General features: G+C 43.3%; 18 protein-coding genes and 1 pseudogene. 7 read left to right on the plus strand and 12 right to left on the minus strand.

The genetic code is table 11. The features are described 5' to 3' along the window. Positions 1 to 658 precede the first annotated feature (658 nt). Positions 659 to 970, minus strand: coding sequence for a stress response translation initiation inhibitor YciH (yciH, locus tag AC3CKG_RS23535; protein ID WP_102513916.1), 312 nt, complete (start codon positions 968 to 970; stop codon positions 659 to 661). A gap of 3 nt (positions 971 to 973) precedes the next feature. After that, positions 974 to 1,341: pseudogene (locus tag AC3CKG_RS23540) on the minus strand (DUF3319 domain-containing protein). Positions 1,342 to 1,441: 100 nt separating this feature from the next. On the opposite strand from AC3CKG_RS23540, the gene AC3CKG_RS23545 reads away from it, so the two are divergent. Continuing rightward, a complete protein-coding gene (locus tag AC3CKG_RS23545; RefSeq protein ID WP_488529488.1) occupies positions 1,442 to 2,410 on the plus strand; it encodes a tyrosine-type recombinase/integrase in 969 nt (322 codons plus the stop codon). 147 nt (positions 2,411 to 2,557) lie between these two features. Here the strand turns inward: AC3CKG_RS23545 and AC3CKG_RS23550 are convergent, their stop codons facing one another. Further along, complete coding sequence (locus tag AC3CKG_RS23550) at positions 2,558 to 3,553, minus strand: D-alanine--D-alanine ligase (RefSeq protein ID WP_136996798.1); 996 nt, start codon at positions 3,551 to 3,553, stop codon at positions 2,558 to 2,560. 179 nt (positions 3,554 to 3,732) lie between these two features. After that, entirely contained in the window at positions 3,733 to 4,296 is a 564-nt protein-coding gene (locus AC3CKG_RS23555) for an SPOR domain-containing protein (RefSeq protein ID WP_017108031.1), read from the minus strand. Positions 4,297 to 4,512: 216 nt separating this feature from the next. Here AC3CKG_RS23555 and AC3CKG_RS23560 point away from each other — a divergent pair, with 216 nt between their 5' ends. Continuing rightward, entirely contained in the window at positions 4,513 to 7,197 is a 2,685-nt protein-coding gene (locus AC3CKG_RS23560; RefSeq protein WP_076670443.1) for a bifunctional acetate--CoA ligase family protein/GNAT family N-acetyltransferase, read from the plus strand. Here AC3CKG_RS23560 and AC3CKG_RS23565 read toward each other — a convergent pair. After that, positions 7,186 to 8,073: a LysR family transcriptional regulator gene (locus AC3CKG_RS23565; RefSeq protein ID WP_102542205.1), complete on the minus strand. Its 888-nt coding sequence runs from the start codon at positions 8,071 to 8,073 to the stop codon at positions 7,186 to 7,188. The genes AC3CKG_RS23560 and AC3CKG_RS23565 overlap by 12 nt on opposite strands. 225 nt (positions 8,074 to 8,298) lie before the next feature. On the opposite strand from AC3CKG_RS23565, the gene AC3CKG_RS23570 reads away from it, so the two are divergent. Continuing rightward, positions 8,299 to 10,446 (plus strand): TonB-dependent hemoglobin/transferrin/lactoferrin family receptor, encoded by a 2,148-nt coding sequence (locus AC3CKG_RS23570; protein WP_488529489.1) that lies wholly within the window; start codon positions 8,299 to 8,301, stop codon positions 10,444 to 10,446. Between the two features lie 361 nt (positions 10,447 to 10,807). Here AC3CKG_RS23570 and galE read toward each other — a convergent pair whose 3' ends face one another. The 4 genes from galE to AC3CKG_RS23590 all read right to left on the minus strand — a co-directional run bounded on the left by galE (position 10,808) and on the right by AC3CKG_RS23590 (position 16,469). Continuing rightward, positions 10,808 to 11,821, minus strand: coding sequence for a UDP-glucose 4-epimerase GalE (gene galE, locus AC3CKG_RS23575; protein WP_099165127.1), 1,014 nt, complete (start codon positions 11,819 to 11,821; stop codon positions 10,808 to 10,810). 82 nt (positions 11,822 to 11,903) lie between these two features. Beyond that, positions 11,904 to 13,880 carry a diguanylate cyclase domain-containing protein gene (locus AC3CKG_RS23580; RefSeq protein WP_488529490.1) on the minus strand — a complete coding sequence of 659 codons (1,977 nt, stop codon included), beginning with the start codon at positions 13,878 to 13,880 and terminating at the stop codon, positions 11,904 to 11,906. After that, positions 13,880 to 14,416, minus strand: a complete 537-nt coding sequence (locus AC3CKG_RS23585) for a YfiR family protein (RefSeq protein ID WP_488529491.1) — start codon at positions 14,414 to 14,416, stop codon at positions 13,880 to 13,882. The genes AC3CKG_RS23580 and AC3CKG_RS23585 overlap by 1 nt, the downstream gene beginning before the upstream one ends. Then, the gene (locus AC3CKG_RS23590) at positions 14,406 to 16,469 is read right to left on the minus strand and encodes a TonB-dependent receptor plug domain-containing protein (protein WP_488529492.1); all 2,064 of its coding nucleotides are present in this window, start codon (positions 16,467 to 16,469) and stop codon (positions 14,406 to 14,408) included. The genes AC3CKG_RS23585 and AC3CKG_RS23590 overlap by 11 nt, the downstream gene beginning before the upstream one ends. A gap of 170 nt (positions 16,470 to 16,639) precedes the next feature. On the opposite strand from AC3CKG_RS23590, the gene AC3CKG_RS23595 reads away from it, so the two are divergent. From AC3CKG_RS23595 to AC3CKG_RS23605, 3 genes are all read left to right on the plus strand, one after another. Then, on the plus strand, positions 16,640 to 17,383 hold the full coding sequence (locus AC3CKG_RS23595) for a 5-oxoprolinase subunit PxpA (protein ID WP_102513921.1): 744 nt from the start codon (positions 16,640 to 16,642) through the stop codon (positions 17,381 to 17,383). Between the two features lie 214 nt (positions 17,384 to 17,597). Beyond that, complete coding sequence (locus tag AC3CKG_RS23600) at positions 17,598 to 18,368, plus strand: 5-oxoprolinase subunit B family protein (RefSeq protein ID WP_488529493.1); 771 nt, start codon at positions 17,598 to 17,600, stop codon at positions 18,366 to 18,368. Further along, positions 18,361 to 19,299 carry a 5-oxoprolinase subunit C family protein gene (locus tag AC3CKG_RS23605; protein WP_488529494.1) on the plus strand — a complete coding sequence of 313 codons (939 nt, stop codon included), beginning with the start codon at positions 18,361 to 18,363 and terminating at the stop codon, positions 19,297 to 19,299. Before AC3CKG_RS23600 ends, AC3CKG_RS23605 begins: the two co-directional genes overlap by 8 nt. A 181-nt stretch (positions 19,300 to 19,480) precedes the next feature. Here the strand turns inward: AC3CKG_RS23605 and AC3CKG_RS23610 are convergent, their stop codons facing one another. The 3 genes from AC3CKG_RS23610 to AC3CKG_RS23620 all read right to left on the minus strand — a co-directional run bounded on the left by AC3CKG_RS23610 (position 19,481) and on the right by AC3CKG_RS23620 (position 24,604). Then, positions 19,481 to 20,935 (minus strand): FAD-dependent oxidoreductase, encoded by a 1,455-nt coding sequence (locus tag AC3CKG_RS23610; RefSeq protein WP_488529495.1) that lies wholly within the window; start codon positions 20,933 to 20,935, stop codon positions 19,481 to 19,483. A gap of 554 nt (positions 20,936 to 21,489) precedes the next feature. Further along, positions 21,490 to 23,928 (minus strand): ABC transporter permease, encoded by a 2,439-nt coding sequence (locus tag AC3CKG_RS23615; protein WP_488529496.1) that lies wholly within the window; start codon positions 23,926 to 23,928, stop codon positions 21,490 to 21,492. Position 23,929: 1 nt separating this feature from the next. Further along, positions 23,930 to 24,604, minus strand: coding sequence for an ABC transporter ATP-binding protein (locus AC3CKG_RS23620; protein ID WP_099165120.1), 675 nt, complete (start codon positions 24,602 to 24,604; stop codon positions 23,930 to 23,932). Here AC3CKG_RS23620 and AC3CKG_RS23625 point away from each other — a divergent pair. Next, on the plus strand, positions 24,603 to 25,226 hold the full coding sequence (locus tag AC3CKG_RS23625) for an arylesterase (RefSeq protein WP_065105729.1): 624 nt from the start codon (positions 24,603 to 24,605) through the stop codon (positions 25,224 to 25,226). The genes AC3CKG_RS23620 and AC3CKG_RS23625 overlap by 2 nt on opposite strands. The last annotated feature ends 31 nt before the right edge of the window (positions 25,227 to 25,257 follow it).

The raw sequence follows: 25,257 nt of genomic DNA on the forward strand, positions 1-25,257 counted from the left end.
GTTAATGATTTAAACCACTGTTATAAGAGGGGGTAATGGATATAATTCTTTCTCAAAAAATTAAATAGATGAGCTCGTGTGATAAAACTTAACTGGCTTAGTGGATAACACAAAACAGAATTCAACGTGTGGAGTTAATAAGAAACGCGGTCGCGTGTGTGAAATCTGAAAAGCAAACAGCAACAATGCCAACAAGATTTACGCACAGCGCTGCTAAGAGTTAGTACAAACAGATAAACATACAGTTGAAAGTTGGACGAAGCGAAACGAAGTTTTCTAGTCGACAAAGTTTGTAGCATGATGATTGAACCATGAATGATGTAGTTAATGGCCACACATATAATGATAAGGTTAAAAGAGTTTTAATAGAATACTGGTGAGCTCACGTAGCTTAGGTGCCAAATTTAATAAGGGTTTAAGGGTAAATAATGAGATTGCTATCTTTGGAATTAACCACACGCCACTGCGCATTATGTACGTTATGTTAAATAGGTTTTGGTGTTTATAAGGCAGGTATCTTTGTGTGATGCCCTGCCTTTGTTCGGTGTCGATATTCTCTGATTTATACTGTGTATTTAACCATATTGGCTATTTACCATAAAATACCTAATATCCAGTGATAATAATCTTCGATTTTAACCCTGGTATTAGTTAGAGATTAACCGCCAGCGAATTTAACTTTGAAGCCTTTCTTTTCAAGGTGCGCTTTGATCTTGTCACGCGCGTCACCTTGAATTTCGATGTTGCCATCTTTTACTGAGCCACCACAGCCACACACTTTTTTAAGTTCTGCCGCCATTAGTTTTAATGGAGCGTCATCTAGGTCTAAGCCAGTTACGACAGAAACGCCTTTGCCTTTACGGCCTTTGGTTTCTTTTTGGATTCGAACAATACCATCGCCTTTAGGACGTTGGACTTTCTCTTCTTCAGGTGTGATACGACCTGTTTCTGTTGAATATACTAGGCTCATAATTTACTTCTTTTGTTGCTCTGCTTTTTGTTTTGCGAGTAAGTAAGCTTCTATATGACGTTGGATTGCAATTTTGCCGCCTTTAATTAGGCGACCGTTAAACATGCAATACCACGCATTAGGCTCACCGGTGTCATTCTTGATTTGGTAGCCGTTGAAGTTTTCAGTCGAGCCACCAGTTCCCTCGACTTATTTAAGGCAGTGAATTCTTTAGGATCAATAATCGATGCGGTTTCAATCCACCAATCAATACTCTTCTTAACGGCAGCTAAATTGCCCTGAATAACATTATTTTTTAACTTCGCACGCCAAACCGTGTTGGTCGCATCCGTCGATTGCAGATGGACGCTTCGATAAATTGAATTAGCCATATCTATTGATCATCTTTTTGTTTTCACTGCATTAATCATAAGTATACTTTTAATGATATCAAGCATAATATGGCAAAAACACCTGTTAAGGTACGGTAATTTGAGAAAAAAAGTCCCTATTTTATCTGACTCTGTGATAATTAATTCATTTGTCGAAAAATTGAACAGCAATGCGTCGATTGAAATTATAGATGAGTTAACAGGATACCAATATTCTCGCAATTCACTGTTGGGCATCTACAGTGATTGGAATCGCTACCACGCGTTCTGTGTTAAAAAACGCATTAACACTCTTCCTGCCTCTGTAACGGCAATTCGGCGCTTCTTAGAGACTGAAGCCAATGACAGAAAATACGCGTCGTTAAAACGTTACACTGCAACGCTTAGTTTGTTGCACACTGTGCTCGGCTTCGCTAACCCTATCAAGCATCGGCAAGTTCGCTTTACCCTACTCCACTTACAAGCTCAAATGGCTGGTGATGCTAAACAAACCAACGCCATGACGTCGGCACACCTCACTGAATTGAACACGCTGCTTTCACATGACAAAGCTAACTTAAGAGAGATTCGCGATATCGCTATTTATAACGTGATGTTCGAGTGTGCTTTAAAGCGTTCAGAACTTAAGTCGTTATCGACCAGTGATGTTGGGAGTACTGACAGTGATTATCAGATAACGATTAAAGATTCTGTGTATCAGCTTTCACAAGTTGCGAGTGTCGCACTCGAGCGTTGGCTTGCATTTACTGGAACACAAGATGATTTACCGGTGTTTCGCGCGATAGACAAGCATGAAAACATCGGGCTTCAGCCATTAGATGATTCTTCCATCTATCGGATCTTGCGTAGAGCGAGTGATTTACTACAGCTAGCAGAAAATCATCATTTCTCAGGGAACTCGATTCGTGTTGGCGCAGCACAAGAGTTGTCGAAACAAGGTCTTAAGGTGAGAGAGATTCAGGATTTTGGTCGTTGGCTCAGCCCTGCTATGCCAGCTCAATACGTTGGCAATTTTGATAATGCAGAGCGTGAAAAGATGAAGTTTAAAGCGATTCTTCCCTGGCAGTAACGACAAGCATTCTAAACACCTGTTTTTAAAAATAGGCTTCTAAATACGGCTAGTTAAAAACAATAATGCCTTGGCATAAAGCGCAAGGCATTAGTTTGTCAGCATCTCGTTGTTGGGTTCAGCTCTAACAACGAGTGAATAGATGAACTAAGCAAGGCTCGTTCTAACGCAGTTCTCTAAGAACTGACTAAATTTAGGCCCATCATGTTCAACCATTTTAGGGAACATGGAAATCGGCGTCATACCCGGGAACGTATTCACTTCGTTCAGGTAGATCTCATTATCTTGTGTTAAGAAGAAGTCGATACGAGATAAATGACGAAGCTTCATTTGAGAGAAAACTTTGCGCGCGCTGTCTGCAATCAATTCACGTTGTTCATCAGTTAGATTACTTGCTTCCACTTCAGTAATTGAGTGGCTGTCTGCACTGTATTTCTCTTCATAAGAATAGAATGCGCCATTCGGTGCAATCACCTCGCCCGGCTTGCTAATGTAAAGCTTACCGTCAAGTTCATACGCAGCAACTTCCAGTTCTCTTGGAACGACTGACTTCTCGACAAGTACTTGATCTGAGTAGGTAAACGCTTTGTTTATTGCTTCGCTTAGATCTTCTACTTGGTTTACTTGATAACAGCCAACAGATGAACCTTGACGAGCCGCCTTCACAAATACTTTACCCCAATTTTCAAAGGCTTGAGTTGCTTGTGAGTGAGTTTGCTCTGTGTTGTCTGACAGGAACAGGTATGGTGTATTTGGAATGCCCAGTGCGTCATACCAAAGCTTCGACGTGATCTTGTTGAAGCTGTTGTTACTTGCTTCAGAACCACAACCTAGATACGGAATTTTCGCCAGTTCAAACAGTGACTGGATGTCGCCCGTTTCACCTGGGAAGCCGTGAATACAAGGCACAATGAAATCTACTTTTGAATCGAGTTCATCGCCACGTAAAGCTTGATTGTTGATATCGAGATAAACCAATTCACCTGAATCAAGACACCAGCCTTCGTTTTTAATCTCAACTCTTACAACGTTAAAATCTGCAACGCTATTGAGCTGTTCAAAAAGGTAATTGGCTGAAACTAAAGACACTTCATGCTCAGAAGATCCACCGCCGCAAAGTAGAAGGATGTTTGTGGTGTTCATGGGTAAATTCGGTCCTTGAAACTAGGAATACTGACTTCAATGATAAACAAAAGTCGAAATAGGTACAGTGTTTTGAACGTTAAATTTGTGTCCGAAAGAACGAGCGATTAACTATTAAACAAAACTGTTCGTCTTAAAACAAAAGAAGGAGCATTTGCTCCCTCTTCATGAATTAAAACTTAGTTCAACTTGTTAAGCGTTGGGTATTCAGAGTTTTTGATGTCATCAATGCTCTTAACGAACGGCTTCAAGTTTTGGAAAGTGGTCGGCAGAGTCGAGATAGCCTTTTTAGCTTCCAAGCGTGTCGCGTAATCACCGTAAAGGACAGTGAACCACTTAGTGCCGTTAACCATTTTGTAGTTTTCCCAAACTGGTTGAGAAGTCGTTGGTAGCATTTTCACGAAAGAATCGACTTTAGTTTGGCTGCCAACAGCAACAACTTGAACTGTGTAACCAAAACGCTGGTTCATGTCTTGTTGTTTCTTCGTTGGGCCTGTTACTACTGCAACGGGTTTAGCCCTAGTCGTTTGAGTCACTTTCTGTTCAACAGGTTGGGTCTTGATAACGTTGACGACATTCTCTTCAACAACGCCTGTTTGCTCAGATTGAGATACAACTGGAGCTTCAACTTTGGCAGTTTTGTACTCTTCTTGATAGCTATCTGAAGTTACATTAGTCACGTAGTCGTCAGATACACATGCAGCCAAGAGCAGTGGCAAAGTCGCAATTGCAAATTTTTTCATGGAAAGCTCTATATCCTTAATAATAATTACTATAAATCATGCCGATACGTCGGTTTAGAATCAAGTTAACTTTGAGATTATACACCATTAGTGGGTGACCTATTTCACAAACTTTATGCAGTGTTTGCTTATTCATCTGAATTCGGTGAATTTGCCATCAACCTGTGAATCAAAAGTAAGTTACGATGAACTTACGTGCATTGCTAGGATATGTCTATGAATCATCTTGATCCCCTCCTTAAACCCCGCTCAATCGCAGTTGTTGGTGCTTCTCAACGAGAAACCCGAGCCGGATATATCGTTATGAACAATTTGTTGCATGGGGATTTTAAAGGTGCGGTGATGCCGGTTACGCCGAAATACGATTCAGTGGCCGGTGTACTTTCTTATAAGAACATTTTGTCGTTACCTATCGTTCCAGATCTCGCGATTTTGTGTACAAACGCGACACGCAATGTCGGTATCTTTGAAGAGTTGGCCGAGAAAGGGATTGCGTCAGTGATTGTGCTCTCTTCCGACATGCACCAGCACAGCGACAACGGCGAAACGTTTGATTCAAGATGCCTAGCCATTGCCAAAAAACATAATATCCGAGTGTTAGGCCCGAATAGCTTGGGGATTATTGTCCCTTGGCTCAATTTGAACGCCTCGTTCTCTCCAGTGACGGCATTACCCGGCAAAATCGCCTTTGTTTCTCAGTCTGCGGCTGTTTGTACCACAATTCTTGATTGGGCTAACGACAAAGAGATCGGCTTCTCTGCATTTATTTCGATAGGTAATGGCAGTGACATCGAGTTTTCAGAGCTATTGGATTATTTGAGTACCGATTCGCACACTGAAGCAATCTTGCTTTATGTCGATAGTATTAGTGATGCGAGGCGCTTTATATCTGCGGCGCGTGCGGCTTCGCGTAACAGACGAATTCTGGTGTTAAAAGGTGGTAGAACAGCGAAAGGCAGAGCAGCCGCCATGGCACACACAGGCGGTGCCGACACATTAGACATCATTTATGATTCCGCAATTCGACGTAGCGGCATGCTGCGAGTTAAGAATCTGCATGAACTGTTTGCCGCGGTAGAAACGTTGACTCACTCGGTGCCATTGCGTGGTGAACGTCTCGCTATTGTGACCAATGGCGGCGGCCCTGCAATTATGGCCGTGGATACCCTATTCGACCGTGGTGGCAAGCTTGCGGAATTATCTGAGCAAACTCTAGATAAGCTGAGTAATGTATTGCCATCGAGTTGGTCGCATAGCAACCCTATCGACATTGTCGGTGATGCGGGCGATCAGCGCTACATTGATACCATTAACACGCTGCTTGATGGGGATGAAGCCGATGCCATTCTTATCATGCACAGTCCTTCTGCTATCGCACACTCCGCCCAAACGGCAGAGCGAATTATTGAAGCGATTAAGAAGCACCCTCGTCATAAGCGATTCAATATATTAACCAATTGGTCTGGTGAGCTGACAGCAAGGCCTGCGAGAAAGCTGTTCACGGAAGCGGGTATTCCAACCTATCGAACGCCGGAAAGTTCTGTGGTCGCCTTCATGCACTTGGTCGAGTACAGACGTAACCAACGCCAGCTAATGGAAACACCAACGACGGCTGAAAAAGTTCACATTGAAGACTTGGCTGATGCGAAAAATTGGATAGAACGCCAACTACTGGATAAAGATACAGTTAGTCTTGATACTCACCAAAACAGTCAGTTTTTCAAGCACTTCAACTTAGATGTTCTGCCAACTTGGATCGCTTCAGACCCAAGTGAAGCGGTACATATTGCTGAAACGATTGGTTATCCCGTCGCAGTAAAACTCCGTTCTCCAGACATTGCACATAAGTCTGACGTGCAAGGTGTGATGCTCAATTTACGAAACAGTAGTGAAGTTGCCAATGCGGCTCAAGCGATTCTCGATCGATCTCAACTGTCGTTCCCTACTGCGCATATTCATGGGTTGTTGATTCAAGGAATGGCAAAGCTTGCGGGCGGGCAAGAGTTACGTGTGAAAGTCACAACCGATGAAACCTTTGGTCCTATCATTTTGCTTGGCCAAGGGGGCTCTGAGTGGGACGAATCGATTGATGCAGCCGCCGCCTTTCCACCGCTGAACATGACGCTGGCTCGTTACTTGATTATTCGAGCGATAAAGAGTGGCAAGATTCGCCTACAGAAATTACCTAACCCGATCGACATTGAAGGGCTCTCTGAGTTGCTGGTTCGTATATCTCAAATGGTGGTCGATTGCCCTGAAATACACGATTTGGATATCCATCCAGTACTGGCCAATGGTGACAAGTTCACGATATTGGATGCCGATATCATCTTGAAAGCTTATGAGGGAGACCCGCAAGAAAGACTCGCGATTCGCCCATACCCAGTCGAGCTGGAAGAAACAATACAGTTAAAGGATGGGACTGAGGTGCTGCTGCGCCCTATTCTTCCAGAAGATGAACCGCTTCACGCTGACTTTATTAATCGAGTCTCTAAAGAGGACTTGTATAAGCGCTTCTTTAGTGATGTCGGTGAATTCAATCATGAGGCATTAGCTAACTTTACTCAGATCGATTTCGATAGAGAGATTGCTTTCGTGGTCGTTCGTAAGGAACAAGGTGTGCCTGCGATCATCGGTGTATCAAGAGCACTAATTAACCCTGAGAACACGGATGCAGAGTTTGCGATACTGATACGGTCGGACCTGAAAGGTGTTGGCTTAGGTCGCATACTGATGACTAAGGTTATCGATTACTGCCGTGCTAAACAGACCAAGCAAATGTCGGGAATGACGATGCCAACGAATAGAGGGATGCTGACACTAGCTCAAAAGCTTGGTTTCAAGCTAGATATCAGTTTTGAAGATGGTACTGCTGATATGGTGTTACCGCTATTTGAGTGACCATGTTTTTTTAAGGTGTTGAATACACCAAGATTTGGCGTCGCCCATTTTGTTGCGTCGCCAAGCCATCACGATATCGATAGGCTGCGGCTCGGTACCCGAAATCTGCTGTAGAACGCCAGATTTGATCAGTGGTTTAGCAATAACATTCGGTAAGGTGCCAATCCCTAACCCCGTCGTCAGAGCTTCTACTTTTGCAGGAAAGCTCGTTACCGTTAAACGTGGTTGTTTCTCTAGGATATTACGACTTAAAGCGGGTTGATCGCGTGCTGTATCTGCAATTGCAATCACCCTGTAACTTTCTCTCGCCTTCTGATCGAATTCACCAGAACGCTTGTGAACATAGTGGCTTGATGCCGCGACCCACACCATCTCCATTTTACCAATTACGTCACTTTTCATATCGTTTGGAATTGTATCGAGCTTAGGGCATACCAATAAGTCAGCACGACCATCTGTGAGAGATTCCCAACAACCCGCTAAGATTTCCTCTTGCAAACGAACACGTGTCTTACTGATCTTTCCTAGTTCATCGACTAGCGGGAAGAAATTAGCAATCGGAATAATACCATCAAAGGCGATGGTCAAATCCAACTCCCAGCCATTTGCAAGAATACTCGCATCATTAACGAGTTGTTCAGTGGCACCAAGAATGATCCTACCTTGCTCTAATATTAACTGCCCCGCCTCTGTGAAATTTGCACGGTGGCCTGAGCGGTCGAAAATCATGATATCCAAGTCTTGTTCTAACTTCTGGATTTGATAACTCAATGAAGAAGGTGCTCGATCCATTTCATTCGCTGCAGCCGCAAAACTCCCACGACGATCGATGGCATCCAGTATATGTAGTGCTTCAAGTGTTATTGGGCTATGCATCAGTATCCAACTTTATAAATGAGAGGTTAATCACAAAAATTGAAGTATTCACCAGCTAAATGGAACGTTTAAAGCTTTTAAAATACAACGAGTTATACGGTTAAAACAGGTTTAGACTGACGAAATTGAAAATAAATTCAAATGCAAATAATAGTAATTATCATTTAGATCCAATATTATCTTTCGCAAATCAAGATAATACTATGGAATTAAGGTAACTATCAGATGTATAAGCAATCCCTACTCTCTGCTTCAATCGTTTTAGCGCTTTCATCAACCTCAGCCTTTGCTGAAGATTATGCCCTATTTGACGAGGTTGTTGTATCTTCGACTCGTACGAATCAAACACTTATCAATACTGCGGCTTCTGTGACTGTCATCTCTGACGAGCAAATCGAAGAGAACATGGCAAAAGATGTTAACGAAATCTTCGAATACACTCCGGGTGTGACGATGAACTCGAGCTCTCGCCAAGGCGCACAGACTATCAACATTCGTGGAATGGAAGGCAAACGCGTTAAGATTTTGGTTGATGGTTCATCGCAACCGGGTTCATTTGATGGTGGTCCTTATGCATTTATTAACTCTAGCGGTATTTCAATCGATCCCGACATGTTAAAAAGCGTTGAAATCATCAAAGGTGCAGCTTCAAGTTTACATGGAAGTGACGCTATTGGCGGCGTTGTTGCTTTCGAAACTAAAGACCCTTCTGATTTCTTAAAGGATGGTGAAGACTTTGGTGGTCAAGCTAAATTGTCTTACTCTTCAGAAGACAATTCTTTTAGTGAACATGTTGCGCTAGCGAATCGATTTGGTGACCTAGAAACATTGGTAGCCTACACTCGCCGAGATGGCGAAGAGTTGCAAAACTTCCGTAACCCTAACGACTTAGAAAACTACGCTGTTGAAGGTCAAGATACCTCAGCAGATAATCTTTTAGTTAAGTTGCAATACCAATTAAACGAAAGTCATCGTATCGAGTTTTTAGCTGAGCTAATCAAAGATACTTCAGACTCTGACATCTACCACTCAAGCTACGATAGCTATACTGGCGCTGATGACACAACGCAAAATCGATTCGCTATTAAGCACATTTGGTTCGCTGATGGCGCAATTGCCGATACCGTGACGAGCAAAGTATCGTACATTTCAAAAGAAGAAAATGGTGTAACGAAGCGCTTTAAACCTGCTGGTCCAGGTATGCCACCTTGGGTACCGGCTAACAACGACAACTTACAAACAAAAGACTACGAATACACCGAAGATAAGCTTGAGATCGAGACGCAGCTAGACAAAGAGATTAACAACCATTACCTAGTATATGGTGCGACTTATACACATAGTGATATTAGTAACACCAATATGGAGTACAACTCTGACCCAGCTACTGCCGATCAGCTTTATGTATACACACCTGATGCTAAAGAGCAAAAATTCGGTCTGTTTGTTCAAGACGAAATTAGCCTAATGAATGACAAGCTGGTTGTGACTCCAGGTGTTCGTTTTGATTACTTCTCAACGGACCCAGGTAACAACACTATCGAATCGTTAACTGACTTCTCTGATTCCGCAGTAACAGGTCGTTTAGGTTCAACATACAAACTGACAGATACAGGCACTATTTTTGGCCAAATAAGCCAAGGCTTTAGAGCCCCTTCTTTCGATGAACTGTACTACACGTATGACAACCCTGGACACGGCTACGTAAATGATCCAAACCCAGATCTGAAGTCAGAAACCAGTATCTCTTACGAGTTGGGCTACCGTCATAATACTCAAGCTTCATCATCTGAAATTGCGGCTTACTACAGTGACTACGATGATTTTATCGAGACAGTGGTTACGAAAAAGGTTGGCGGAACAACGCACTATTCTAACGTTAACTTAGATTCGGCCACGATTAAGGGGATAGAGTTCTCAAACACGTTACTTTGGGATGTTTTGGTAGGCGCGCCTGAAGGCATTTCGACACACTTCGTTGCATCATACACTGAAGGTGAAGACGGAAACGGAAATGCACTAAATAGTGTGAATCCTTGGAATGCTGTTTTAGGCCTTAACTACGACGCTCCAAACCAAAACTGGGGTACTAGCCTAAAGTTAAACTACACGGCTGACAAGTCTGGTTCAGACATCAACTTCGATGACGAAAGTGGCGGTAACGCTGGTCAAGCTGAGCTTCCAAGTGCTACGGTTGTTGACTTGACGGCTTACTACAAGCCAATAAAAGATCTGACTATTCGTGGTGGCGTGTTTAACTTAACGAATGAAGAGTACTACCGTTGGAACGACATCCGCGGCGATGATGAGCTTTACAAAGAGAACTCTCAAGCGGAAAGAAACTACGGTATTTCAGCTAAATACGAATTCTAATTCGTTAACTAACTGATACAGAAAAACTAATGTAGCAGAAACTAAAAAGCCAGCTTAATGCTGGCTTTTATCTATTTCACTAAAAATTGTATCAAAAAGGAATAAGTGAAATTACGTCTTACTTCTCTGCCATTTCTTTCTTAACCATTACTGCAGCAGCAATGATGAAAGTGATGATTAGGCCTAGTTCCATGATTAACTCCAAAGAAAATTAACATTAAACATATAATTCGCGAGCATAGTAACACAACGAATACAGAATGATACTTTTTAACCACTAATTTACTTTTTATTCGATTTAGATCAAAAAAGATGCCCTAAAGCATCTTTTTGTACGTTAACTATTCATGAAACGACTAGATCAACCAGGGAAACCATCAGGATTCGTTGACTGCCAGCGCCACGTATCTTCGGTCATGTCAGTCAGTGTACGTGTCGCATTCCAGCCCAATTCTTTCTGAGCTTTAGCCGGATCTGCCCAGCATTCTGCGATATCACCTGGGCGACGATCGACCAGTTGATAAGGGACTTGTTTGCCGCTCGCTTTCTCAAACGCCTTAACCATATCTAATACACTTGAACCGTTGCCTGTACCAAGATTGTAGATATGAAGACCGTCTTTACGCCCTACTTTCTCAAGTGCCGCGATATGACCGTCAGATAGATCCATGACGTGGATGTAATCACGTACGCCAGTGCCGTCTTTTGTTGGGTAGTCGCTACCAAATACTGATAAGAATTCACGGCGGCCTACGGCTACTTGAGATACGAATGGCATTAGGTTATTTGGGATACCTTGTGGGTCTTCACCTAACTCACCACTTGGATGAGAACCGACTGGGTTAAAGTAACGCAGTAGTGTAATGCTCCAATCTGGATTCGCTTGTTGGAAATCTGTTAAGCACTCTTCAACCATTAGCTTACTACGGCCATAAGGGTTGGTTGCACTTGTCGGGAAATCTTCAGTGATTGGAACACTGGCTGGATCGCCGTATACCGTTGCTGATGAACTAAATACCAGTGTTTTCACACCAGCTTCACGCATTGCATCAACAAGAACTAGCGAGCCATTTACATTGTTGTCATAGTATTCAAGAGGCTTAGCAACGGATTCACCAACCGCTTTCAAACCAGCAAAGTGGATAACAGCTTCGATGTTATGTTGCTTCATGGTTTCAATCAGCAGTGCTTTATCGCGAATGTCGCCTTCAATAAAATCAGGACGAACGCCCGACACTTTTTCGATACGTTCTAAAACGCTTGGTTTGCTGTTGTACAAGCTATCAAAAAGTACAGGTGTCATACCTGCGTTGATCATCTGGATACTTGTGTGACTGCCGATGTAACCCATGCCACCTGTAACTAAAACATTCATGTTTAGCAGACCTTTTAATTAAAATTATTCAACCTATCACTTATGATACAACAACTTAGGGTGGGCTCACAAACACCGGAGCCTATTTACCCTCACGAGCGAACACAAACTGGCCTTTTCCTTTGCGTTTCGCTTGGTACATAGCCTCATCAGCAACTTTTAGAATCACGTCAATATCACGCTCTGAGCCATCAACTAAATGGATACCTAAGCTCGCTCCCACATGAAGTGAACGCTGTTTATAGTTCACTTCTTGCCCGATCAGATCCAACAATCGCTCGGCTAACTTAGCTAACAAGACCTTGTTTGTCTGTTTAATAATAAGAACAAATTCATCACCCGACAAACGTGCAACCAAATCCCCCGCTCTTACCTGAGATAACAATCGGTTTGATACTTCTTTAAGGATTTCGTCACCTGCATCGTGTCCATAGCTGTCATTCACTTCTTTGAAACCATCTAAATCCAAGTAGATAACCGCGAAATGCTGATTTGAATAGTGGCTCGACGTGACAACATCATCCATAACCTTATACAGCTGCGCTCTATTCGCTAACCCGGTTAATGCATCGTGATGAGCCAAGTGTTCGAGTCTTTCCATCTCTTTAACGTTGGACAAATCAGACAGCGTTAATACCATATCAAATTCGTCTTTCTCATTGTCTGAGGCAACTCTATTCACTTTGACAAACATTGGAACTAACGTACCAGACGCACTCTTCTCCCACACTTCGCCTTGCCATTGACCATAGTTCTCTAACGAACTGCGAATTGTCGGCATTAGTGATGAAAACTGCTGCCACGAAAATACTTCAAATGGTGTTTTGCCCACCAGCAGATCAGAGTGATAACCGAGAAGTTGTGTGATCGCCGGGTTAACCATGGTTATCACATTGGACGAGTTCAGCACGATCAAACCGTCTTTACTGTTTTCGAAAACACCCGCTGCAATACGTTGGCGGCTCATGGCCGTTTCTATATCTGTGACATCTTGGATTGCGTAAAGAATACGACCGTGTTTTGTCAAAGAACGGCTACTCACACGAAGCCAGCGTTTTGATTGAAAGAGATCGGTGGTTTCCAGCAATTCATCATTGAGTTCAATATTGGCATCAGTAACAACTTGTAAGTAGCCCGTTTGCTTGGTCGCGATCAACTCTTGGATCAACAAGTTCTCAAGAAAGGCTTCCGAGCATTTAAAAATATCCCGAGTAGCTGCGTTCGCATGAAGGATGAGCCCTTTTTCATCCACCACCAGCAACGAGTGCTGAACGGTTTCAATGACCTCATTTGCGAACGATTTTTCTTCTTGTAACTTGTCTAACGTAAAATTGATTTGGTTGTCGCGATGTTGAAGCCTTTCTAACATGGTATTGAAAGCTCGAACCAGATCACCGATTTCATCGCGGTTCGTTGCGACCAATTTCGGCTGCTTTGAACGACGCTCAACGAAGGCTTGCATCGCCTCATTGAGGTCAAACATCGGTTCGATGATCAAGCGTTGAACCAACTTGACCAGTACTCCGCCTAAGATCACCAGAAACAACAGGTAGACGACCGCAACCTTGAAAATATTCGTTAAGATCGCATTAAACGTCTCTTTCGATATTGTCACTCTCAAGTTCGCGATCACTGCGCCATCCAGCGTCACTGGAACGAGTAAAAATATGAAATGCTCAGATATGGCAAATTGATGATCTGCGATATCGTTTAATTCATCTGTATTTGGCCTTGGAACCAAAGTGTTGCTCACCTGATAGCTTGCAAAAAGCTGCTCGTTAATGTCATAGAGCTTCACTCTAACAATATCTTTATCTGCTACGAAAGCTGACAAGATTTCCTGAGCCGATGACTTGTCTTCAAATAGAATCGCGGCTTGTAGGTTATAAGCAACACCTTGTGCTAGCACTTTAACACGCTGGATAAGACTCTCTTTTTCTCTTTCAAACGTGACAGTGTAATTTACTGATTGAATCGTGACAAAAGTGACTGCGATGAAGATGATGATGGGTAATATCAGCTTGTTTTTAATCGATATGTTATTAATGAAAGACAACATTATTGGCCCTCCACTATAGCGATTCGTAACAGATTTGAGCCAATGACGTAGTCACCGCGCCTTGCATTCTCTAAATTGATCTTAGGTTTGAGCTTATTATCAATGTGAGTGAGCTCAATGACTCCACCTAAGTCCGTAAAGTTAGGGATATCACTGATTGTCACAGTATGTGGGGAGTGCTCTTGACTAAGAAATTGGTCATTTTTACGGTCAGACAAATACGTAATATCACACTTAGAAGTAATCGACTGTTGAACTCGGATAGCGAGCGAACGAATAGATTTCCCCTCTGTAATTGACGTTAGCACTTGGCTTATCTTTTCATCGCCAATCACACAAAAGTTCACAGCGTTCATTGAGCTTTCATCATTCCAACGTATAAAATTCGCAATTCTAAAAAGGTACACCGCTTTCACTTCATAAGATTTGAAGCTAGCTGCCGAGGTATTCAAAGGCATAATAAGCATCGTTAAAGCGGCAAGGCCTAATTTAAAGAAACCGAGCTTAATGCGGTGCTTAAGCCATTTAGAATTCATGAGAGATCCTCACATACACCGATTCTTGATTGACGCTTTTCTGAGATGTGAATTCAGCTTGATAGCCGTTACTCTTACCTATGTTTTCAACAACCACTTCAATTAAAGGCGCTGCGGACGACTTTTTCCATGCGAGACGCGCATCAAAGGTTATTTCATGTGGGTAAGACTGCCATTCATATTGAGTGCCATCGCCTGCTACCCAATAGTCTGGGTAATTCACATTAATGTACTGGCCAATTACATCGAATTGCCAACTTTCTGTGATATTCCACATCAACTGTGCCGTGGCTAAATGTTCATTATCAATATCGTAATAAACACTCGTTTGAGGACTAGATTTAGGGTCATCACCTTTATTCTCACCTTCCAATGTCGTATAGGCGTAACTCAGGTAACTGGCTAGATCTGCGGTGAGTTGGTAACTCGCGCCTAACTCTAAGCCATAAGTTTTTGCTTTATAATCATCAGACAACGCCCCGACATAGACATGGTTAGCGGGGATATCGTTTGGGTCATAACTGTGGAAGCGAAGGTTGTCATGTTCACTTAGGTAAATCGTTACATCGAGTTCAAAGTTTGAATTGTTTGAGTAGCGATAACCCATTTCCGCCGTTACGACGTTCTCTGTATCAAGATTCGAGCTTGATTTATATACATCTAAGTAGCTGTTGTTTGAATCAGCATTGTAACTATTGAAATAATAGGTGGAATTGGAATCCATATAAGATGGTGCAACAACTGCACGGCTAAGCCCCGCCCATACGGAGTGACGTTGAGTTAACTTATATAAACCACGCAGTTGAGGTGAAAGCTCAGTTGAATCATTCTGTGTAAAGTGTTCAACCTTGGCACCAAGAGTAATAGACAGCGCTTCCGTCATTTGAATTTGAGACTGTATAAAAGCGTTCGCAATATAATCATTGGCAGATTGGATATTGTAGGCTCGACCGTAGTAATCAGGGTTGTACCAATCAACGTCCGAAACTTGGCTTGAGGAGAAATCAAGGTACATATATCGCAGACCACCACCGAGTGTTAGCTGATAGTTTGCCGACAACTGGTTGATATAAGTAGAGTCAAAATCGAGGGTTGAGTAGCTTCCTGGAGCGTCTGGCGCGTTATCCTCATTATATTCACCCCATAACGAATATGAGAGTGTCGAATTTTCATCAAAATGGCGAGAATCGTTGAACTGGACGTAAACAGATTGGCTCTTATTATCAAAATCGTTGGCTTGTGATCTGACAAAGGATCCCGAGTTATCATATTGGAACGTATACAACTCCGACTCATAAAAGCTTTTCTCACCACCAATACGTAATGACCAACTTTCTTCAGCATTACTTGGCTGAAACACCATCCCTGCCGTTTGTGCTTTCCATTTTTCAGATTCGTTTGTGCGATATGTGGGCTCTTCTCGGTACTTATAAAAGGCACGAGCATTCACACCGTCGTTTAGGCTTAATCCCTGACGAACACTAAATTCATAGTTATCAGTATTAGAAGCGACACCTGAGAGATAAGTCCCCTGCGTCTCACTGGCAGACTTAGTAATGATATTGACAACACCATTAACCGCGTTGCCTCCCCAAATTGTTCCGCCGGGGCCTTTTAGTACTTCGATGCGTTCGATGTCGGCAAGTACATAATCAACATCGCTCCAATACGTACCGCCATAGACTGGGCTAAACAAGCTTCGTCCATCCATCATCACGAGCATCTTGTTATATAGCCCATCATGAAAGCCGCGCGTCGAAACAAACCATGAGGTTTCATTGAATTTGGTGACTTTGAGTCCAGGTACAAGTGTTAGGACCTCTGCAATGGTTTTCGCGCCACTGCGCTGAATTCTCTCATTAGAAAGCACATACACCGACGAGGGAATGTCAGTGAGTTTTTGTGTTACTTTCGAAGCCGTTTCCATTTCGACATCTAACATAGACAACTCTTCAAGGCTCATCGACATGAGCTGGTCTAGAGAGTTTTCTTGAGCAGAGACAAAAACAGGTGTCGTTAATGCTAGTCCTAAGCAAACCTGGCGGGATATCATGTGCTCACCTAATATACAGATAGATATTAATCCTTTAATCAATAGTTCAACTATATATGAAATGCCATACTGGTAAATTTTCGGTATCGAAAGTTTGAGTCAGGTCACTGTTTATTTATGGCATTTATAAGACCGTCATTACTTACCTCAACGTAAAGGATTAGCACCACGTGACAACGAAGATTTTGCTTAATTGCGACATGGGAGAAAGTTTCGGCAATTGGAAGATGGGCGATGATGAGTCGGTCATGGAATGGGTCGACATGGCAAACATTGCCTGTGGTTTTCATGCGTCCGATCCCCACGTGATGTCTAAAACAATTAAGCTTGCCGAACACTACCATACTCAGATAGGAGCTCATCCCGGCTATCAAGATCTTGTTGGCTTTGGGCGACGTTCAATCCCTCACACTATGGACGAGATCAGCGAATTAGTTTGCTATCAAGTGGGCGCACTGCAAGCCCTATGTCGTTATCACCATACTACGGTTGGGTATGTGAAACCTCATGGTGCCCTTTATAACGATATGATGGCAAACACCGATGTGTTTAACGCAGTCGCTCAAGCGGTTGCTGAGTTCAACATCCCTTTAATGATCCTCTCTTCTTCTGATAATCAACAGTATTTAGACATCGCTGATGATCATGATTTGCCTCTACTCTTTGAAGCGTTCGCAGACAGAGCTTATTTAAACAGTGGACAGCTCGCGCCGAGAACTTTAAAAGGTTCGGTTTATGTCAATCAAGATGATATCTATAACCAAGTCATGCAGATCGTCAATTACGGATCAGTCACAACGCTCGAAGGTGAACGACTCCCTATTGAAGCCGACACGATTTGTGTCCATGGCGATAATCCACAATCGATCGCATTGATAAAGAAAATCAGACAAGACCTCAATGCTTTTAATTAATATTGCGAAAGCTAGAAAGCTAGAAAGCTAGAAAGCTAGAAAGCTAGAAAGCTGTAAGCTAGAAAGCTGTAAGCTTCGAAGCGGTTAGTTAAAAATAAAGCGATAAGATAAGACCACAAAACAAGAAACCATGGCCAATTACCAAAGCTCATATGCTGTGATTAGCACGAATGGTATTTTAAAGCGTATTTCTTCGTATCAGTATGGAAGCGAAATGAAGATGAACAAGATTGAATTCAATATCGACCCTGTCGCAGAGTGCAGTGTTCTCGTTACATTAAAGCAGGCTTACTCCTCAAACGTGACGCAAAGTGTAGAGCACAGTTCAAGTGCAGATGATTCTCGATACATGGCCCATTTTTCTGAAGCCATTCGACAACATTTCGCGTCAGTATTAATGAACGTGACACCGGCTTATCACACAATATTGGTGGATTACCTCCCTTACCGAATATCAGAACAACAATTGGTTGAACAACTTAACACCCTACTCACTCAATCCTTGTCGACACTTGCAAAAAAACATTCCCAATCAAATGTTATTGAACTGCCAGCCTATTATTCTAAAGAGACCGCACTCGATTTAGAACGATACCAAGACAAAGGGCTATCGTTAGATTCTGTTATTGCTTATCACACCTCTCAGACATACCACGTCAGTGCAATTGGCTTTATTCCTGGCTTTGCCTTTATGTCTGATGTGCCTGATGAGCTGGTATTGCCACGCCATGCGACTCCGCGTTTAAGCGTGCCTAAAGGCAGTATTGCTATTGCGGGGTCAAAAACGGCTGTTTATCCATCTAACTCACCGGGTGGATGGAATATTATAGGTAACTGCCCTTTATCATTGTTCAACTATGACCAATTAACCAGTGCAGACATAGCTTCGCAAGGTCTCTCATTATTGAATGTTGGCGATAGCGTGCAATTTAAAGCCATTACTAAAGAAGAGTTCATTGAACTAGGAGGCGCGCTTCATGGTTAAGCCAACACTCACAGTACTTAAGCCGGGGCCTATGAGTTTGATTCAAGATTTCGGACGGTTTGGTGTTGCACACCTCGGTTTAACACAAGGTGGCCCAGTGGATGATTACTCTTACAGTTGGGCTAATCACCTATTACAAAACCCCGTAAACTTAGCCGCGTTAGAAATTACCTTAGGACAATGCGCTTTCAAGATCGATCATGATTGTGAAATGTCGATATGTGGCGGAGACTTGCAAGCGGCTATAGATGGCCAGAAGCTTGAGAACTGGAGTACTTTTCAAGCTCGAACTGGGCAGGTTTTATCTTTTGGATTACCGAAAAATGGCCTTCGAGCCTATTTGGCGATTAAGGGTGGGTTTGATGTTCCCGTGACTCTAAATAGTCGTTCTACGGTTACACGGGAAAAGATTGGTGGTCTTACCCAAAATGGTGAGCCTTGCCAACAAGGTCAGAAGATAGCATTCTCGACACATCCTCTCACTCAACCTTTCAAGCCTGTGAGTGTCACGTTCAGATACAAGCCGAACTATAACTTGCCTTTGAATTTACGCATTATCGAAGGTTATCAATGCAATCTGTTTTCTGAACCTGCGAAGGAAACGCTCTATAGCTCCAACTATCGTGTTGACCAGAATTCGAACCGTATGGGTTATCGACTCAGTGGCGATCCTGTCGCTTCTCCTGATGTTTCTTTGTTATCTGAGGGAATTGCACTTGGGGCAATTCAAATCCCACAAGACGGGCAACCTATCGTGCTATTGAACGACCGACAAACCATTGGTGGGTATCCGAAGATTGGGTGTATTGCTCGAATTGACTTACCGAGGTTAGCTCAAGCAAAACCGGGCCATGAAATATTGTTTAGTAAAGGCGAACGCTTGGGCTTACAAGATGTTTGGTGCCAATGGGCTCAGTTTTTCGGCTATTAGTTTTTTGCGATGTGCTATGTTGCTAAGAATAATCAACTAGGAATAATTAGCTAGGAAGACGTCGTTTTGATGAGTTTCGGTATCTAAACCGATGTTGAAATGAAGATTCGGCTTACCTATTACAGTAAGCCGAATTGAAGGAGTTAAGCGCTGTCGATGATGATAGGCTAATTATAAGCTATTAAGCGTGATCTTGACCTGATACCTTGGCAAGCGCTTCTGGATATCCACGTTCTTGTGTCAAATCTATCGCTCTGTTTTCAATATCATTTAGATTAAGTGACATTGTCACCGAGTGCGTATCTTCAATAGATACCGCCTCTGATACGTCAAACCATTGCTCAGCAACCTTTTGTGCCGCTTCTAATGTTGAAGAAGCTTTCACGACTTCAAGTCGAGCATAGCGTTCACCACAGAATGAAACGTCTGAAGCTCTTAAGCTTGGATCGGTTCCCGGAATCTGTTGTGCACCAAACAAAGGCTTACCACCAACCAGTGCAGAACTGAAACTTGGGATGAACTGAGACATATGCGTTATTGCCGCGCGAGTTCTTAATTCAAGCTGCTCTTCACTCCAACCCGATACGATTTTCTTAAGCAGCTTGGAAGGTAACTGTGGCTGTGACGAGTCTGTTGATGAAGAAACAAGTCCTCCCTCGAACAGAGTAATCCCTTCTGTCATACCGTGAAGTTGGAACACACCATCGGCATATGGCGTTAATTGCGCCATGCCTTGCGGTGTGCCTCTTGGGCCATGAAAGATAACCTCTGGCCACTCTTCCTTACACTCTTGCGAGAATGGCCACTCCGTCACGTATGCGGCTTTAAATTCGACTAATCGTTGCTGCTTAGAGCCTACGAAATCATCAACAATGCCGGTTTCGAAGCCACTGGCATTAATCAGATAATCCGTTGTTAGATTGCAGCTTTGGTTTTCCCTATCGGTGTAAGTCAAAGACCAACCTTCACCTGTTGATTCAACAGACTTTAAACGGCTGTTGGTTAACACGGTGCAATTCGATTGCTGACCTAGAGACAGTTGAGCCGTGGCAGAGAGTCGGAATACGCTCCAACCATATTCTTGAACCATCGCGACAGGGTATTTCAGCGTGTCTAAATCTGTGTGCTTAGCAAAAGGAATACACCAATCATCGAGCGACATTGGTTTTAGGGGCTGAGTTCGTTCAGCTATCTCTAGCAATTCCTCTTTGCTGTAGAGCTTGTAGTACTCTTCCGGGTCACCAAGCACTTGGTTGCTTTTATCTTGTTTAACAAGCTCAGCGTAAGCGCTTTTGATTATCTTGAGACGTGGAAGCAGATCCATCGGTTCACCGCCATCACTATGCGGTACGGCGATGATTGTCGGACGAATATTGATGGTATGAGGGAACAAGCGGACGGTATCAATTGACTGTGTGAGCAATTGAAGACACTGCTCTACAGAAATATCTCGATACAAATTGCCGCCAGCGTGCAGGTGGCAAATTGGTGGACCATTAACCAAACTCGGCCCTTTTTCCAAGATAGTTACCTTAAAACCCAACTCACTAAAGTGAATCGCGCTTGTGGTTCCGGCAATACCGCCGCCAACAATGGCAATAGAAGGTTGATTTGTATCCGTTTTGTTGTGGTTCATCGTGTTCTGTAGAATTAGATTAACTGCCTCTATTCTACTTTTGTTCGGCGATGAATTAAATCACATTTTTATCAAGGTCTTAGCATTCTGCTTCTTAATATCCATAAAAAAAACAAAAATAATTTCTTGACTTAATAACTCAAGATTACGATTTGAAGGTTATCTAACAGTCAGATTTGTCCTAAGTGACGCCACATAAAGGCTGTCTCAATACTCGTAAAACATCGATGTTAACTTATCCCTAAAGTTATCCACCGTTTTTGTGGATAACTGTTGATAACGTTCTTGCTAAGTTGCGCAAACCCTTTGTTTACAGGGACTAACCGATGTTCATAAAATCGGCGATATTGAACAATGAGTTTTAATTAATGCTGAGAAATGTCTATTTTAAGGTGAGATATATCTTGTAAGTCACACGAGTTGGTTAAATAAAAAGCGGCCTATCGCGAGTGACCTAAAAGATATAAATAGGTATTCGCTGCAAGGCCGCTTTACAAAGTGTGGGTGACGTAAGTGAGTCACCCGCCTTTACTTAACCAATATCGTTTTAGTGACTATCCAAAGTCTTTGTTTACTGGCGCCAATAAACGTTTAATCAAACTGTTAACTACCGCCGCTAAGGTGATGAAAGTCAGCACAGGTAAAACAATCCACAACATTGGATGAAGTGATGGCTCTAACTCGAAGCCGAAGTTCATCACACCAGCGACACTCAGCTCGGAGCCCAAAGCTGCAATCGAGCCCGCCACCAGTGCCATCAATCCATATTCACACCAAATGGTATTAAGAATGCGCTTCTTACTCGCCCCTAAGGTTCGATATAAACGAATCTCTTGCTGTCTCTGAGATAGACTCAATCTTAACAGCGTGAAGATTAACAACAGCCCCGCTACCACGCCAAGTGCCGCGAGCACGGTGATTGACCAGACGATTTGTTTAAGCAGCTCTTGTATCTTGCTGCCCATCTTTCGAATGTCCATCAAACTTACAGTCGGGTGATTACGTGACAGATCGTTGAGCATTTGATTGTGCTGCTCTTCTAATCTGAAGCTCACCAACCAAGTAGAAGGAATCGAACTCAATACATCCGGTGTAAAGATGAAGTAAAAGTTTGGCTTCATTTCACGCCACTCTACCTTCCTGATACTATTCACGTTGGCCACAACACTCTGGCTGTTTATCGTGAAGGTTAGCTCATCACCAATCTCCAAGCCAAGCTGTTCAGCCACTTCAGATTCGACGGACACACCTTTCTCTTGAGTCCAAGCACCTTCAAGCACTTCGTTATAGACTGGTAGAGCGTCTCCCCACGTAAAGTTAATCTCTCGGCTCAGTGCATCTGTCCCTTCTGATGTATCACTGTACTCGTTCGCTTCGACTCCGTTTATTGTGGTTAAGCGGCCACGAATAATTGGAAACGCCTGAGTACGCTCTACATCGTTGGCATCAATGGTCGCGAGATAATCGTCTTTCTCATAGCTCGCAATGTTCAGTGCAAACGCATTTGGCGCGTTTTCAGGTAAAGTTTGTTGCCAATCCGACAATAAATCGCTTCTCACTAACCAGATAATCGATAGCAGCATCAAAGACAACGCTAAAGACCCGAACTGAATACCAGTCGCAAAAGGTGTGCGATTGATTCGACTTAACGCCAAACGCATTGAGGTTGATGTCGGTAATTTGCCAAACAAACGCAATACCACATTACTCACGACCGCTAATACTAAGAACAGACAAGCGATCCCAGCTAAGACTATCCACACCAACAAGTTGTCGCCATACATCAACATCATTGGAATAATAGGCACAAGCAATAACAGGTACTTTTTATAGCTTTCACGTAACTGATGGTTTGATTGAATAACGCTGATCGCTGATGTGTTGACCAAGCCTATTAGTGGGATACCTAACGCGGGTACGCCAATCAAGATGCTTGATACAATAGCCAGTATTGCAGGCTCAGCACCATAACTAGGAAGTGGTGTTGGGAGTAAGTCGCCCAGTGGGATTCGCAATAAAAACTCTAAGCCAATACCAATGGCGATACCCAGTACAGCACCAATTACGACTAACAGAGATACCTGTACAGATAGCCATTTAATGATCCACTGCTTACTCGCACCTAAACTTTTAAGCATCGCGATGGTTTTTCGACGACTCGCCACATAGTGTTGGCAAGTCAGAACTAAAGTGGTCGCAGCCATGATCACAACGATGGCTACCGTTAGCGATAAGTATTGAGTCGTGCTTTCGAACATCTCATTGGTACGACTGGCTGAGTCTTGTGTACGCCAGCGATCACTTGGTGTCAGTTCGATACTGTCTTGTGCGGCTTTGAGTTTCGATTCATCACCATTTAAAAACAGTCTAAAGCTAACGCGGCTACCTGGTTGGATCGCGCCTGTCGCTTCAACATCGCTGTTGTGAATCAAGACTGCAGGCATTTGTTGGAAAGGGTTAAAACTCAAGCCCGGTTCTTGCGCGATACGCCCTGTAATTGTTAAATCGGCATCGCCTATCATGACGTTGTCACCTACTTCAACTTCTAGCTGAGCAAATATACGCTCATCAAGCCACAATTCCCCCGGTTCAACATGATTGCTTGCCGCGTTATCCGCACCTTCTAGTATCATTTCACCGCGTAAAGGGTAATTGCTCTCTACGGCTTTAACGGTAACCAATTGCATCGAGTTATCACTGAATGCCATGGTTGAGAATCGAGTTAACTGAGAGCTTTCTAACTGTTCAACCTGAGTCAGATCTAATAAAGGTTGTGGGATTGGGTTTGCCGATACAAATACACTGTCGGCGGTTAACGCATCTTTGCCCTGCTTTACGATCACTTGTTCCATACGCTCAGCCAAAGCTGAAAGCGCGAACACACAAGCAATGATGAGCGTTAGAGCGATGGATACCGGCCATAACTGACCATGTCGAATTTCTTCGATGCTCCATGAAAACAGTCGTTTGTTCAGTCCGTGTGATGAATTCAATTTACACTTCCTCTATGTGACCGACATGCATTTTCAAGGTTCGCTGGCAACGCTGTGCGAGTTTAGGGTCGTGCGTGACGAGAACAAGCGTGGTGCCGTGCGATGAATTGAGTTCAAACAACAACTCGACGATTTTCGCTGCCGTTTGTTGGTCTAGGTTGCCCGTTGGTTCATCGGCAAACAAAATTTTAGGCTTAATCATAAACGCGCGAGCCAATGCGACCCTTTGTTGTTCGCCACCTGACAGTTGAGACGGCAAGTGATCAAGCCTATCTTTCAAGCCCACTGATTCAAGCAGAGCCGTCGCGCGTTCGATGTCTTCGTCTTCACCTTTCAATAAACAAGGTAGCGTGACGTTTTGCAGCGCAGAAAGGCTTGGGATCAATAAGAAGCTTTGGAAAACAAACCCAACGAATTCACTGCGGATTTTGGCTCTCGCTTCGTCATCCAGCTGTGATAGAGGTTGGCCTAACAAACTGATTTCGCCAGATGTTGGCACATCGAGCCCTGCAAGCAGTGTCATTAACGTGGATTTACCCGCACCTGAAGTACCGACAATCGCAACCGTTTCACCCTCACGAATATCGATATCAACATGCTCTAAGATTGTTAAATGTTCTTGATTAGTAGACACTGTCTTGGAAACAGCTTCTGCTTTTATGATGGATGTATGCATGACTCGACTAATTTCCTTTTTATTTTTTATTTTATTTTCAACCGCTTCGTTAGCTCAAGGCCCTACGTCAGCTCAAGTTTCCAAGTTATTGGTACTTGGCGATAGCCTGAGCGCGGGTTACAACATGGATATCAAGCAAAGCTGGCCAAGTTTGTTGCCAGACGCATTGGAAAAACATGATAAAACCGTGAACGTGGTCAACGGCAGTATTTCTGGTGACACAACGGGCAATGGCTTAGCGCGTTTACCGCAACTGCTTGAAGAACACGCCCCAGACACCGTTCTTATTGAACTCGGCGCGAATGATGGACTGCGTGGCTTCCCACCTAAGCTTATGTCTGCGAATCTGGATCAGATCATCGAGCAAGTAAAAGCCGCGGGCGCAAAACCAATTATGATGCAGATTAAAATCCCACCTAACTACGGCAAACGTTACAACGAACAATTCGAGTACGTTTTTACATCGCTGTCTGATCAACAAGACGTGCCACTTTTACCCTTTTTCCTTGAGCACATCATCCTCAAACCTGAGTGGATGATGAACGATGGACTGCACCCAAAACCAGAAGCTCAACCTTGGATCGCTGAATTCGTCGCCGAAGAATTATATCAGTATCTTTAAGTTTTAATGGTCTAGCTCAATAAATTTTACA

It is taken from the genome of Vibrio sp. QJM3NY_15, assembly GCF_057785995.1.